This is a genomic window from Komagataeibacter kakiaceti JCM 25156 (genome assembly GCF_000613305.1).
The window spans coordinates 55,748-68,446 of sequence record NZ_BAIO01000001.1 but is presented as its reverse complement, the minus strand read 5'-3'; the positions used below and the strand labels follow the sequence as shown (position 1 = coordinate 68,446).

Annotated in this window: 13 protein-coding genes and 1 pseudogene; 11 read left to right on the top strand and 3 right to left on the bottom strand. The window is 57.0% G+C overall.

What is annotated here, in order from left to right:
- Window positions 1–474 precede the first annotated feature (474 nt).
- From JCM25156_RS00345 to JCM25156_RS00335, 3 genes are all read left to right on the top strand, one after another.
- Complete coding sequence (locus tag JCM25156_RS00345) at window positions 475–1,104, top strand: bactofilin family protein (protein WP_148299248.1); 630 nt, start codon at window positions 475–477, stop codon at window positions 1,102–1,104.
- Window positions 1,105–1,336: 232 nt separating this feature from the next.
- Complete coding sequence (locus tag JCM25156_RS00340) at window positions 1,337–2,218, top strand: MotE family protein (protein ID WP_242402342.1); 882 nt, start codon at window positions 1,337–1,339, stop codon at window positions 2,216–2,218.
- A 375-nt stretch (window positions 2,219–2,593) separates the two neighbouring features.
- Window positions 2,594–3,574: a flagellin gene (locus tag JCM25156_RS00335; RefSeq protein WP_025811472.1), complete on the top strand. Its 981-nt coding sequence runs from the start codon at window positions 2,594–2,596 to the stop codon at window positions 3,572–3,574.
- Between the two features lie 268 nt (window positions 3,575–3,842).
- On the opposite strand, the gene JCM25156_RS00330 is transcribed toward JCM25156_RS00335, so the two are convergent.
- A complete protein-coding gene (locus JCM25156_RS00330; protein ID WP_148299247.1) occupies window positions 3,843–4,466 on the bottom strand; it encodes a hypothetical protein in 624 nt (207 codons plus the stop codon).
- 256 nt (window positions 4,467–4,722) lie between these two features.
- On the opposite strand from JCM25156_RS00330, the gene JCM25156_RS00325 reads away from it, so the two are divergent.
- The 6 genes and pseudogenes from JCM25156_RS00325 to JCM25156_RS30305 all read left to right on the top strand — a co-directional run bounded on the left by JCM25156_RS00325 (window position 4,723) and on the right by JCM25156_RS30305 (window position 9,348).
- Window positions 4,723–5,064: a flagellar hook-basal body complex protein FliE gene (locus JCM25156_RS00325; protein WP_025811468.1), complete on the top strand. Its 342-nt coding sequence runs from the start codon at window positions 4,723–4,725 to the stop codon at window positions 5,062–5,064.
- A gap of 9 nt (window positions 5,065–5,073) precedes the next feature.
- A complete protein-coding gene (locus JCM25156_RS00320) occupies window positions 5,074–5,349 on the top strand; it encodes a flagellar biosynthetic protein FliQ (RefSeq protein WP_025811466.1) in 276 nt (91 codons plus the stop codon).
- A gap of 34 nt (window positions 5,350–5,383) precedes the next feature.
- Window positions 5,384–6,198 (top strand): annotated as a pseudogene (locus tag JCM25156_RS20305) (flagellar biosynthetic protein FliR).
- A 12-nt stretch (window positions 6,199–6,210) separates the two neighbouring features.
- Window positions 6,211–7,296: an EscU/YscU/HrcU family type III secretion system export apparatus switch protein gene (locus tag JCM25156_RS00310; protein ID WP_025811464.1), complete on the top strand. Its 1,086-nt coding sequence runs from the start codon at window positions 6,211–6,213 to the stop codon at window positions 7,294–7,296.
- A gap of 313 nt (window positions 7,297–7,609) precedes the next feature.
- Window positions 7,610–9,082 carry a flagellar hook-basal body complex protein gene (locus JCM25156_RS20300; RefSeq protein ID WP_242402339.1) on the top strand — a complete coding sequence of 491 codons (1,473 nt, stop codon included), beginning with the start codon at window positions 7,610–7,612 and terminating at the stop codon, window positions 9,080–9,082.
- Entirely contained in the window at window positions 9,031–9,348 is a 318-nt protein-coding gene (locus JCM25156_RS30305; protein ID WP_242402338.1) for a flagellar hook-basal body complex protein, read from the top strand. The genes JCM25156_RS20300 and JCM25156_RS30305 overlap by 52 nt, the downstream gene beginning before the upstream one ends.
- 126 nt (window positions 9,349–9,474) lie before the next feature.
- On the opposite strand, the gene JCM25156_RS30300 is transcribed toward JCM25156_RS30305, so the two are convergent.
- Together JCM25156_RS30300 and JCM25156_RS26895 are read right to left on the bottom strand one after the other, a co-directional pair.
- A complete protein-coding gene (locus tag JCM25156_RS30300; protein WP_242402349.1) occupies window positions 9,475–9,666 on the bottom strand; it encodes a winged helix-turn-helix domain-containing protein in 192 nt (63 codons plus the stop codon).
- Between the two features lie 32 nt (window positions 9,667–9,698).
- The gene (locus tag JCM25156_RS26895) at window positions 9,699–10,157 is read right to left on the bottom strand and encodes a response regulator transcription factor (RefSeq protein ID WP_051577430.1); all 459 of its coding nucleotides are present in this window, start codon (window positions 10,155–10,157) and stop codon (window positions 9,699–9,701) included.
- Between the two features lie 405 nt (window positions 10,158–10,562).
- Here JCM25156_RS26895 and JCM25156_RS20290 point away from each other — a divergent pair, with 405 nt between their 5' ends.
- A complete protein-coding gene (locus JCM25156_RS20290) occupies window positions 10,563–11,945 on the top strand; it encodes a methyl-accepting chemotaxis protein (RefSeq protein ID WP_025811462.1) in 1,383 nt (460 codons plus the stop codon).
- Window positions 11,945–12,454, top strand: a complete 510-nt coding sequence (locus tag JCM25156_RS00285; protein WP_025811460.1) for a chemotaxis protein CheW — start codon at window positions 11,945–11,947, stop codon at window positions 12,452–12,454. Before JCM25156_RS20290 ends, JCM25156_RS00285 begins: the two co-directional genes overlap by 1 nt.
- Window positions 12,455–12,699 lie beyond the last annotated feature (245 nt).

Below are 12,699 nucleotides of genomic sequence, written 5' to 3'. Positions count from 1 at the left end.
GGCAGAAAAGGAGCGTCTGGGACAAAAAGCAACCCGGTAGGGACGCGATTGATTAACTATATTTTAATCGTGTCGCCGTTACACAACGATACGTTTCTTTTTTACGGCTTCTTCGGGATTTGTCGCGCCCCGGCTTCTTTCCCGCATGTGGGTCTGACGCGATCGGGTCATGCAGGCGGTCCATCAACGGGCAGGAGCGGGGATTTATTCCCGGCATCCCCCTCTACTGCGGCTATTAGTGTACACCAGACAGAAAAAGGTTCCCTTCCGGCGCATCAAATTTATTGCATGGCTTGACAGGGGCGGCTACTTCACAGCATCAACACTCTGTGCGGCGTCCGGAACTTTCTGGGCACATGAGTAACCGGCACGGAACGGCTTACCGACAGCCAGCGTGCGGGGCACGAATGGGGCCAAACCGTCAGGAACGGACGTGCAGGCATGGTCAGGCAGGAAAGTCCTAAGGAAAACAGTATGAACGACGGTGACAACGTGTTCGGCAAGGCAGCTGAGCCAACCCAGACCATACTTGCCCAGGGGCTGAATGTCGCCAATCTGGAGTGCGAGACGGATACCCCCATCATCGTGGGCGGCAGTGTCCGTAACGCCCGTCTGCGCGCGCCAACTGTCGATATTCTTGAATCCGGCATCGTTTCCGGCGAACTGCTGGCGGATGAGGTCATCATCCGTGGCCGGGTGGAAGAAGCCGTGATCCGTACGAAGCGGTTTTACGCCAGCGCCACCGCGAAAGTGGAAAACTGCACCATTGTTCTGGAAGGGCATACCGGCTGCGGCATTCACAAGGATGCCGACCTGACCGGGGAGATCCGGCTCGTCACATCTGGCACCACCGCTGCCAAACCCGAAACCGCCAGCAAACCGGCGGCGCCCGTGGCTGCGGCTGTTCCCGATACGCAGCCAGCGCCCGCCCAAACCGCCGCACCGGACGTTACCACCGATATGACCGCGCAGCAGCCCGGTGACGGGGCCAAGCCGGCTCCCGCTTCGGTAACGGGCTGGGACAATATGGATGAAGCCCTGCATTCCGCCGCGACAGCGGATGGCCATGTGGTTCTTGTGGATCCGGGGCAGGATCCGGAATAACCGGGAATAAGCCAGTAAGGGTACAAGCAGCATGGACCAGCACCGGAAAGGCACCGCCTGATGGCCCGCTTCTGGTCCATATGACTATATATGCCTCCGTGTTTTTCCGGAGACATTGCTTGTGGCGACCACCAGAAAACCGCAAGTGGACCAGAGTGTAATGCGTATACCCCGTCTGTCATTCGGGAAACTTGTACATATCTCATCCAGCCTGATGACCCTGCTGCTGGCGATGAATATGCATGCACTTGCCGGACACCTGAAGGATGGCAGCACACAGAAGACCCCACAGCCCGCCGTGACCGAAGCCGCCGCGGAAGATGGGGAGACCCATGAAGACGCGCCCCCTGCCGATACCGCGTCCATCCTGCCGCCCCAGCATGTCAGCACCAAGGCGGACAGGAACGCGATCGAGGGATGGATCCCGCTTCTTCAGTCGGATGACGCCGGTGGTGGCGATGCACAGACACAGCCCCAGTCTTCAGCCGCCCGGCAGGGCGCGACTGATGGCGACTGCCCGAAAGGCCTGTCCTGCGCCAGCATGCAGTCATCAGCGGGCAAATTCGGGGGAGATTTCGACCCGGAAGTCAGCAAGGCCGAAGCGGATCTCGTCAAGGATATTCTCGCCCGTCGGTCCGATATCGACAGCGAGCAGAAGAACATGGCCGAACAGAAACATGTTCTGGATGCCGCCAAGACCGCGCTGAATGAAAAAATGCACGATCTGGACGCTTCCATGGCGCTGCTTGCGGAAAAACAGGCGGCTCACCGGGAAAACGTGCTGGCTGAAACCGACAGGCTGGTGAAGATATACGAGGACATGCCCCCCAAGGAGGCGGCGGCGGTCTTCAATATCATGGATATTCATGTGCTGGTTTCCATCGCCAGCCAGATGAATCCCCGGAAGATAGCGGCCATCATGGGTTCCATGACGCCGGAGCGTGTGAACCTTGTCTCCCAGTTCCTGGCTGGCGTCCGGAGCTTCCGCCCCATCCGGGTCTCGGCGGTAAGCGATGGCAGGACGGATCAGGGGACGGAAGGTGGTACGGTGTCCTATACGGCTTCTGTCCAGCAGCAACCCGCGCAGGGCCCCCTTACGCCGTCACGCCAGTAATTCCGGCGGGTTCAAGGACTGTCTTCAAGACACCCTGAAAATCATAAGGAAGTTTTGGTGAAGCTTTTTTCAAAAAGCTTCAGAAAACGCCACCGATCTGAAAAAAGGCGGAATTTTCAGGAATATTATTATTTATCAATGCGTTGATTCAGATAGCCTCCACGCCCTGCCAAGGGATACGGCCGTAATTCCTGCCAGACGGGGCATTTTTCCCGGCCCATGATGCTGCATCACGGACAGGATTCCGCGCTCAGTCCATCCGATATTTTTTACGATATTCGAAAAAATATTCGTCCGCCTTACCTTCTCTTAGCCATTTGAAGCTCTACTGATCCTGCGTTGGCGAACAGCCAGTTTGAGACGGAGAATATAACAATGTCACTTTCGATTAACACCAACACCTCGGCGATGGTCGCCCTTGAAACCCTGAACGCGACCCAGACCGAACTGAGCTCGACGGAAAATGCCGTTTCCACCGGCCTGAAGGTTTCGACGGCTGCTGACAACCCCGCCGCCTTCGGCATCGCGGCCCAGATGAGCGGCAACATCTCCGGTCAGGGCGCGGTGAATGATGGCCTGTCCTTCGCCTCTCAGGTTGTCAGCAGCACCACGAGTGCCGCCGACCAGATCATCAGTGTCCTGCATAACATCCAGTCCGCGGTCACCACGCTGGGTGACAACCAGGGCAGCCCGACGTCCATCGCCGGGATCGGGGATGAAATCACCAACTACCTCACCCAGATTGATACCATTGCCCGCAATGCCACAACCAACGGCGTGAACCTCCTGTCCGGTGGCACCAGCGACGGTCTTTCGATCACCGCGGATTCGCTCAACTACGTGACGGGCCTGCAGGGTGATACGGCAACGATTACCGGCTTCAACTCATTGATTGCGGGTGACGTTACCGTCAACTCTTCGGTGCTGGTGAAGGGATCCGCAGGCACGACGCTGACGGATGCCCTTGGTCTGTCAACATCTGGTTCAGCGGGGCAGAACCCGGTCTCCAACGTCTTTACTGGCAGCGCCGGTAGCCAGGCCATCGCCAGCACCTTCAACACCGGCGGGACCGTGAACGTCAGCGCCATGATCAGCCAGGTCCAGCAGGCCATTACCGCCATGACGGACGTTACGGATCGTCTGGGCGCCAATACCCAGCTGCTGTCCAGCATGTCCACCTACGGTGCGACCGTTTCCGACAACCTGACGGCCGGTGTCGGCGCCCTGACCGATGCGGACATGTCCGCCGAAAGCGCGAAGCTGACCTCCCTGCAGACCAAGCAGTCGCTGGCGATCAAGTCCCTGACGATCGCGAACGGCCAGTCTCAGAACATTCTCTCGCTGTTCCAGAGCTAATCTGCTTCGGACGCAGGGTCTTGACGACAGATACCCCCGGCTTCGGCCGGGGGTATTTTTTTGCCCGAAGGCATATATTAAGAAGCCGCCTTTTCCCTGCGGGCCCTTGCAGGGCTTGCGCTGGGTTTCTCTTTACCATTTTATGGTCAACGAAGATGACCAGACAGACGGCCGGTCGGTGCCGGTTCAACGGCTCTTATGGGAACGTCTGACCGCAGTCAGGGCGTACGGTTCTTCCTGCGATCCGAACCGATTTTTATCCGTTATGTCACAGGCTGTCCGAAAGTCTGACCAGCAGGGACACGGAATGGCCCGTCGCATCCGTTCCGGCACGGAAATTCATCCATTTTCCCGGCGTGAAGACCCATGTCCGGACAAAATTCACCGCGAATGGATGGGGCTTGCATGAGCTGCCGCTGTCCTGCTGCGCGCATTGTGTCGTATCCAGATCATTGGGCGGGGCATAGATATTGGCATTCATATCCACGGTGCGCCCATGTATCTGCACCGCGCCCTCCACGCCTGTCTTCACGCTGGCGGCGACGGGACCGGTATTGTCGGCTATTGTGCCCGACATTATAATATCGGAAAACTTGGTCGCATTGGTCGAGCAGATTTCCGTCGAGGCCGATCCGACGACAACGCCGGCATTATCATCGTTACTGGTGTTGACGGCATGTATTTCCACAACATAGACAGGCCCGCTCGTGCACTGGATGCCGCCCCCATCCGTGCCCGGCATCTTGGTGGACTGCTGTTCCCCCGTAGTATGGGATGCCGCCTTACCGGCCGGCGTGCTGGCCGCCCTGCATGTGCCTGCGGAAAGAAGTGCCACGAACAGGGCCGCGCCCATACCGGCATGCACGAGAGTCATATTCCGTCGGTCACTCACTCAATTACGTCCTTTCCCACGAACAGGGAACCGGGAGATGATCTACCTCCATACGAAGGTCCGGGTTGATTGTTAGTCCATGGCAATCCCATTTGCCATGGCTGTCTGGCCCGGGACATGACTGGAAGGCTATGACAGGCCCATAAAGCCCGCGGGACTTGTGATGACTGAAGCACTGGGCTATTGATCACATGATTAACTGGCAGGAATGCGCTTTCACCCCTTGACAGACATGCGGGGGCTGAACGGGAACACGATGATAAGCGATATCACCACACGCAGTCTCGACGCGAACAACGCCTATGGTCTGACGCAGCAGGCGGCGCAGTCAACCACCGGCGATACGGACACTGATGGCGGTTCACAGTCCTCGGATCCCGTATCCGGCTTTACCGCAGCACTGGATAACGCGGTCAGGGGCGCCATCAGCACCGGCAAAACAGCCGAGGCCCAGACCGCCGCCGGGCTGTCGGGCAAGGGCAATCTTACGGACATAACCACCTCTGTCGAGGAAGCCAAACTGACCCTACAAACCGTTACCACGGTCAGGGACAGGGTTGTTCAGGCCTATCAGGACGTCATGAAAATGTCGATCTGAGACCGCCATATGCATCATACGGTCGATATTCATGAAATACTGCGCCAGACACTGATTGTGGCCGTAAAGATGGGCGCGCCATCCCTGCTGGCGTCGCTATGCGCGGGGTTGCTGGTTTCCCTGTTTCAGGCCATGACGCAGGTGAGTGAGGCAACGCTTTCCTTCGTGCCGAAATTCGTGGCCGCCATGGGCGCTCTCCTGCTGACGGGGTCGTTCATGTATTCCACATTGCATACATACGCGCAGGCGATCTTTGACCAGATGGTCATGGTCGGTGGCTCATGAACATTGACCGGAACCGGCAGGCGGCATTTTCGGGATGATGGACGATCCGTCCTTTCCCGGCGGATCCATCGCCGTTCTGGCCGCCATGTTCCTTGTTGTCCTCTGCCGTGTCAGCGCCCTGATCATGGCCGCCCCCGCCCTGGGGGAGACCACATCCCCCATGGTGGTCAGGGCCGGTCTTGCTCTCGCCACGACGATAACGATTCTGCCGGTGGTGCAGGATCATATCATGGAGGTCTCGGGGCAGGCGCTGCATATACCCTCGCTGGCGGTCGCGATTATCGTGGGCGAGTTGCTGTGCGGTGTATTCATCGGGTCACTGGCCCGGCTTCTGGCCATGGCGCTTACGATTTCCATGCAGATCATCGCCGTTTTCACCGGGCTGGCCAGTGTGCTCCAGCCGGATGCCGAACTGGGCGCGGGCAGCACGGCGATCAGCCATATGGCGTCCTCGCTGATCCCGGTCATTTTCCTGATAACGGGCCTGTACGTGCTGCCGCTGGCGGCGATTGCGGGTTCATACAACCTGTTTCCACCGGGGCATATGCCACCGCTGGGTGACATGGCCCGAAGCGTTACTGAAACCACGGCGCAGACATTCGCCTGGCACTCCAGCTCGCCGCGCCATTTGTCCTGATCGGCACCCTATGGCCCGCGATGCTGGGTGTCCTGAACCGGCTGCTTCCCGCCATCCAGGTCTATTCACTGGCCATGCCGGCACAGTTGCTGGGTGGCGTGCTGCTTCTGGCCATGCTGATTCAGGTCATGACCGGTTTCTGGCAGCAGAGGATGAGTGACCTGCTCATCGGCCTGCCGGGAATAAGCGCCGGCGGCGGCGCGCGGCATTAAGGACAGGGCCATATGGCGGATGAAGGATCCGGTGGCGGCGAACGGAGTCAGGCCCCTACCGAAAGAAAACTTCAGAGCGCGCGTGAGGAAGGGAATGTCGCCCAGTCCCGCGAATTGCAGATGCTTCTGGCTCTGGGCGGATTCCTGCTCATCTTTACCCTGACATCTGCCAGGTCGGGTCACAGGTTCATCGAGCATATGCGCGGCATCATGAGCCATTTTGACAGCATCCCGCAGGACATGACATCCATCCAGCGGGTCGCCATACAGATGGGGCTTGAAGGGGCGTTGCTTGCGGCGCCGCTCGTATGTGTCAGCATTGTTGTCGTCACCATCTGCGGCCTGCTGCAGACCGGGTTTCTGTGGCGGCCCGAGGCGCTCGCCCCCGATCTTACGCGCCTGTCACCCATGCGGGGCATCAAGCGTCTTTTCAGCCTGACCAACCTGATCGAAACCCTGAAAAGCTGCACCAAGTTCATCGTGTTCGGGTTCCTTCTTTACGGCGTGGCCAAGGGAACGATCCAGATCGCCCCGGAAGCCGAACGATGGACGACCATCCGCCTCACCAAAGAACTCATTTCATGGTTTGCCTATGCCACGCTGATCATTCTTGTCGTGCAATGCGGTATTGCCCTGCTGGATGATCTGTGGACGCGCTATAACAGAATACGCGGGCTGCGCATGAGCTTCCAGGACATCAAGGAAGAAGCGCGCCAGACCGAGGGGGATCCGCTTGTAAAACGGCGCCTGCAGATGATCCGCCGCCGCCGCGCCCGCCGCCGTATGATCGAGGCGGTCCAGAAAGCCACGGTCGTGGTCACGAACCCCACACACTATGCCGTTGCGCTTCTGTATGAAAGCGGCATGGACAGCGCGCCCCAGATCGTCGCCAAGGGAGCGGATGATCTTGCCGCCCGTATCCGCCATGCGGCGGAAGACGCACGGGTGCCCGTGGTCGCGAACCCGCCACTGGCGCGCGCCCTGTACACACTCCCGCTGGATTCTGAAATACCCCCGGAATATTTCCAGCCCGTGGCCGCCATTATCGCCTATGTGATGAAACTCAAGACCCCGGGGTCCCGTGCGTCCCCGCGTTAGGTGGATGAAAGCCGCCAACGCTCCGGCATAATGTGTTTCACCGGGTTACAAAGGGTAACCGGAAGGGCGGATTGAAGGAAATCCTTGCATTTCGCGATGCGCATGCTAGTCAGAAAAAACATAGGCACAGGTGACGCGCTGGGGATGTTTCGGCCGCCATTCCATGCCCGTAAAAGCCACTGGCTTATGCCGCCCGCCCGGAAACGGCAGGCTGGCAGCATCATGCGGTATCATCGGCATGGTGGGACGATGGTTTTTTTCTGCCGGCTGGCGGACGGGACAGACAACAGCGCGCTCGGGTCAGGGACAGCTCATGTCGATTTTTAATGCCCTTACTACGGCTGTCAGCGGGATTGACGCGCAGTCGACCGCCTTTACAAACCTTAGTAACAACATCGCCAATAGTCAGACGGTGGGTTACAAGGCTGACTCCACGGCCTTTCAGGATTTTGTGGCGGACTCGCTGAATGGCAATTCCTCGTCTGCGGACATCTCGGATTCCGTCTCCGCCCTGACCATCCAGCATGTGGACCAGCAGGGCACGGCCTCCGCCAGCACCGACAGTCTGGCCATGTCGATTTCGGGCAATGGCCTCTTCGACGTCTCCGAGGAAACCGGCGCGACCACGGCTGGAACGACCCAGTTCCAGGATGAACAGTACTATACGCGCAACGGCGAATTCTACGAGAACAAGGACGGTTATCTGGTCAACACCGCCGGTTATTATCTTGATGGCTACATGGTCAACAGCCAGACCGGGCAGGTCAGCAACAATCTGACCCAGATCAACATCGCCAATGTTGCGTTCCGTCCCACGGAAACGACAACCCTGACCCAGTCCGCTGTGATTGGCACCCTGCCGTCCGATAGCACAAGCTATACACCCCAGACATATACGACCGCTCCGGTCACGACATATGACGCGAATGCCCAGCCCCATGAGGTTGGCGTTTCGTGGACACAGAGTTCGAGCAACCCGCTGGTCTGGGATGTCAGCGCCTATGACGCGAGCGGAACGGGCTCGATCGCAGCGAATGACTATCAGGTCACATTCAATAGTGATGGTACACTGGCTTCCGTCATGAATGCGACAACAGGCGCAACCGTTGGCTCGACCACCACCGGCGCTACCGCCTCGATCCCCATTTCAGCTGATTACGATGGCGTCACGCAGACCATGCAGCTTGACCTGGGTACAATCGGCGGCACAAGCGGCACCACAATGGCGGCGGCCGGCAGCAACACCGTCAGCACAAGCCAGGTCACGGCCCTGACAGCCGATACATCGACCAAGACCATTTCGATGGCTGCCAATACCCTGCTGGGAACAACCACGGGCTCGGATCAGTCCTATGTAACGGCGCCGACGGATGTCGGAACCACGCCTGTTTCCGTCAAATGGACCCAGACATCCGCATCCCCCGCGACGTGGACGGTTTCAGCGGTCAATCCTTACGACAGTTCTTCCACTTCGTCCGTCAGTTCCGACTCTTACAGCGTTGTTTTCAATACGGATGGTTCGGTCAAATCCGTTACCGATCTGACCAATCCCAGCACAACGGTATCGGGATTGAGCAGCCTGACGGCATCCGTTGACAATACGACCTACACCATGGATCTCAGTGGCGCTTCCCTTTCGACAACGGCCCTGTCCACCGATACTACGTCATTGACTTCGGACAGTGTATCGAGTGGTACTTATACAGGAGCGAGATCGAAAGTGACGGGTCCATCATGGCCGAGTTCGATAACGGCGACACGCAGCTTATCGGCAAGGTTGCCCTGAGCAACTTCGCCAATGTCGATGGCCTGAACGCTGTTGATGGACAGGCCTATACCGCCACCGCGAACTCTGGCAGCGCGAAAACAGGTGTTGTGGGTGAGAATGGTACGGGAACCCTCTCGGTCGGTTATGTGGAATCCTCGACCACGGATCTGACCAGCGATCTGTCCTCCCTGATCGTTGCCCAGGAAGCCTATTCGGCCAATACGAAAGTGGTCACGACCGCCGATGAACTGCTCCAGACCACGATTGCAATGAAGCAGTCATAATGATCTGACCGGTCCGCCATGATGCGGGCCGGTCTTTTCCGTAACAGTCGGGAAATATCTGCCTACGCAAAAACTGGTGCGCGCGGCATGAATCCCCTGAATGGTTTTTCTAAAAAAGAAACGGGATCATAACCGTTTGGCAACAAGCCTGTAACCGAAACCATGAACGGTTTCGACAAATGGCTCCGACTTGCCAAGAACGGCGTGCAGCTTTGTACGCATCCGGTAGATCGCTTTATCAACAGCGCGAACCGTAATATCTTCATCAAGCAGCATAAGAAGACGATCACGATGCACCGGCCTAGGCGCATTGCGGATCAGGGTGTCAAGCAGCCTGAATTCATTTTCCGTCAGGTGTATCTCGATGTTGCTATGTAGCCATATCTTTCGTGTGGCAAGGTCGATCTTCCATCCGGCAAAATGGTAAACCAGCCTTCCTTGCCCGGCCCGGCCGCCATGTTCAACCGCTGCGACAAATTGCGAACACGCGCGACAAGTTCCCGCGGATGCAGCGGTTTTTCAAGATAATCATCCGCGCCATTTTCCAGTCCACGCAAACGATCATTCATTGTGCAGCATGATGTCGCCACAATAATGCCGGCGGATGTATCGCGCCGCAGTTCCGATATGGTCTCCAGCGCATTGCCATCGGGTAGCTGTAATTCGAGCAGGATGATATCGAATTTCGTGTACCGGATGCGCCGCTTCAGTTCCAGGATTGAAGTGGCCAGTTCGGTTGCGAACCCGGAGCCAAGCAGAACGGCGTTATAGAGATCACGGGTCGTCTTTTCAGCTTCAACCAGCAGCACATGGGCATCCGTCCCGTCTCCCGTCATGAGTGTATTACTTTCAACCTAAAGTAGTAACGGCCAGCGCGGAGCCAAGGATGCACATATATCTCAAGACCGGAATATATTAGGGAAACTATCAAGACAAGTGACTGCTAAAATGGCAGCCATGTGTGGGGCCCTCTTTTCCATTTGCGTGACGCAATCTAGAAACGGGGGTATAGAATGATGGTCTCTGAATGCGTTGCCAACAACAGAATATCTGGCCGATAATCTTCCCATCCGAACAGTGCCGCGCTGCGTCATGACCGTGCTTTATCTGCGCGCAACAAACATAAATGGTACAGTAACATGTTAAATTGGTTTACTGAGCGTGCGCCTCTAAGAAAAAAGATTACCGTAGTTACTGCCTGTCTTCAGGCCTACATGATCTTTCAGATCTTTGTTCAGGTCATCTGCTTCGAGCTTCAGCTTTCCATTGAGAACCAGAGGATCATCACCCTAGGTGAGTTTCTCTTTGGTTCGGTAATGGTCGTATGCATCCGGTGGGTGCTGATCAATCGTGTCGCCAAGCCATTCGAGACCATCACGGGCCTGACCGAGCGGATTGCATCAGGCACATTGAACGAAAACATACCGTTCCTGAGCTGGACCGATTGCGCGGGCCGACTGGCCAACGCGCTTTCAACGTTCCGCAATGCACTTCTGCGCCAGATTGACCTGCAGAAGCAGGCCGCTGACAGCGCACGGGAGCAGGAAGTGCTTATGGAGCAGACCCGTCAGCGCGAAATTCAGCAGAACGCCCTGATCGCCGATCTTGGGCGTGGCCTCAAGGCGCTGGCGGATGGTGATCTGACATTCCATTTCTCTTCGCCCTTCGCCAAGGAATTTGAACCGCTGCGTCTGAACTTCAATGACGCGCTCATCTCCCTGTCCGACGCCATGACACGTGTTGCCTCAGCATCGTCGCTCATCCAGAACGGGGCGGTGGAAATTGCTCAGGCTTCGGATGACTTTGCCCAGAGAACGGAACGGCAGGCCGCCGCACTGGGGCAGACGGCCGCATCCGTCAATAATGTCACCGGGGGCGTTTCGAACACCGCGACAGCCGCCCTTGAAACCAACCGCTCGGCTGATGTGGCGCATTCCTCTGTCCAGCGTTCGAGTGATGTCATGCAGGACGCGATGGTCGCCATCGAGGAAATTGCGGCTTCTTCCGAGAAGGTTGCTGCGATTATCGGCATGATTGATGAGATCGCTTTCCAGACCAACCTCCTCTCCCTGAACGCTGGCGTCGAAGCCGCCCGCGCGGGGGAAGCCGGGCGTGGCTTTGCCGTTGTCGCCAATGAGGTGCGCTCCCTGGCCCAGCGGTCTGCTGACTCGGCCAAGCAGATCCGCGATCTTATCGGCATTTCCAAGCGTCATGTCACGGATGGTGTGAAACTGGTCGAACAGACCAATAAGGAACTCCGCACCGTCGTGTCCCAGGTGGAATCCATCAGTGGCCATGTCTCGAAAATCGCGACCGTGGCGCGGGAACAGGCTGCCAGCCTCAAGGAAATCAACACCACCGTCTCCCATATAGACACCACGACCCAGCAGAACGCGGCCATGGTTGAAGAGACGGCCGCAGCCGCGCATAATCTCAAAAGCCAGGCCTCGAACCTGATGATGGTGGTCAGCCACTTCCATATGAGGGGAACATCCGGGAAGCCGAAGACCATCGCGGCCCCCCAGCCTTCCCAGAAGAAGCTCCCGGCTGGAGCCAAAGTCCCTGAAACTCTAGATGGATGGGCGGCTGATTTTTAATGCTTGCTTCCAGTAATCGGCATAGTGACCAGCAGCAGGCGTTGCAGGTACTGACCTTTATCGTGAATGGGGAGGCTTATGCGCTCCCCATTCTCTATGTCATGGAAATCCGTATCTGGACGGGGGGAAGTCCGCTTCCATCCGCTCCGCCCTATCTCAAGGGGGTTATGAACCTGCGGGGGGCGATGATACCTGTCATCGACATGCATGTTATTTTCGATACAGGGAAAGAGCATAAGGTTGAAAATGAGCGTGGCGTGCCGGCGGCAGTGATTATTGTTGAACTGCGTGGAGAACCTGCGGGTCTTCTGGTCGATAAAGTGCAGGATATTGTCACTTTGACCTATGATGACATAAAGCCAATTCCTACGGCGGCAGGGCAGGGAACCCATAAGATCTTAAGCGGCCTCATAACGATAAAAGACCGGATTATCGGACATCTCGATATCGATGCGTTCAGCAAATGGATCGAATTGCCCAGTCTGACAAATTCTGCGGATGTTCCCTGATAAGGGGAATGGTGCCCAGTCCACATGAAGAATGTCATTTTCAAATAACACACTGATAATAATAAAAGTTTTGGATGCCATCTTTTCTAGAACGGCGGCAACCAAAACTTTTGTTGTTTTTTATCAATCGGTTATTTTTAAACAGATGCAGGCTGCCTAGTACCGGATTATCTTTGGCCTACTATACGTATGTGTAGTTACCCTGCGAGCCAGAAATCCTGCTGGTTTCGTTGAGGATTGTCCTG

Excerpts from the sequence above, each read along its gene's own strand:
- JCM25156_RS00345 (WP_148299248.1), top strand. The coding sequence starts at position 475 with ATGAACGACGGTGACAACGTGTTCGGCAAGGCAGCTGAGCCAACCCAG.
- JCM25156_RS00340 (WP_242402342.1), top strand. The coding sequence starts at position 1,337 with ATGAATATGCATGCACTTGCCGGACACCTGAAGGATGGCAGCACACAG.
- JCM25156_RS00335 (WP_025811472.1), top strand. The coding sequence starts at position 2,594 with ATGTCACTTTCGATTAACACCAACACCTCGGCGATGGTCGCCCTTGAA.
- JCM25156_RS00325 (WP_025811468.1), top strand. The coding sequence starts at position 4,723 with ATGATAAGCGATATCACCACACGCAGTCTCGACGCGAACAACGCCTAT.
- JCM25156_RS00320 (WP_025811466.1), top strand. The coding sequence starts at position 5,074 with ATGCATCATACGGTCGATATTCATGAAATACTGCGCCAGACACTGATT.
- JCM25156_RS00310 (WP_025811464.1), top strand. The coding sequence starts at position 6,211 with ATGGCGGATGAAGGATCCGGTGGCGGCGAACGGAGTCAGGCCCCTACC.
- JCM25156_RS20300 (WP_242402339.1), top strand. The coding sequence starts at position 7,610 with ATGTCGATTTTTAATGCCCTTACTACGGCTGTCAGCGGGATTGACGCG.
- JCM25156_RS30305 (WP_242402338.1), top strand. The coding sequence starts at position 9,031 with ATGGCCGAGTTCGATAACGGCGACACGCAGCTTATCGGCAAGGTTGCC.
- JCM25156_RS20290 (WP_025811462.1), top strand. The coding sequence starts at position 10,563 with ATGATCTTTCAGATCTTTGTTCAGGTCATCTGCTTCGAGCTTCAGCTT.
- JCM25156_RS00285 (WP_025811460.1), top strand. The coding sequence starts at position 11,945 with ATGCTTGCTTCCAGTAATCGGCATAGTGACCAGCAGCAGGCGTTGCAG.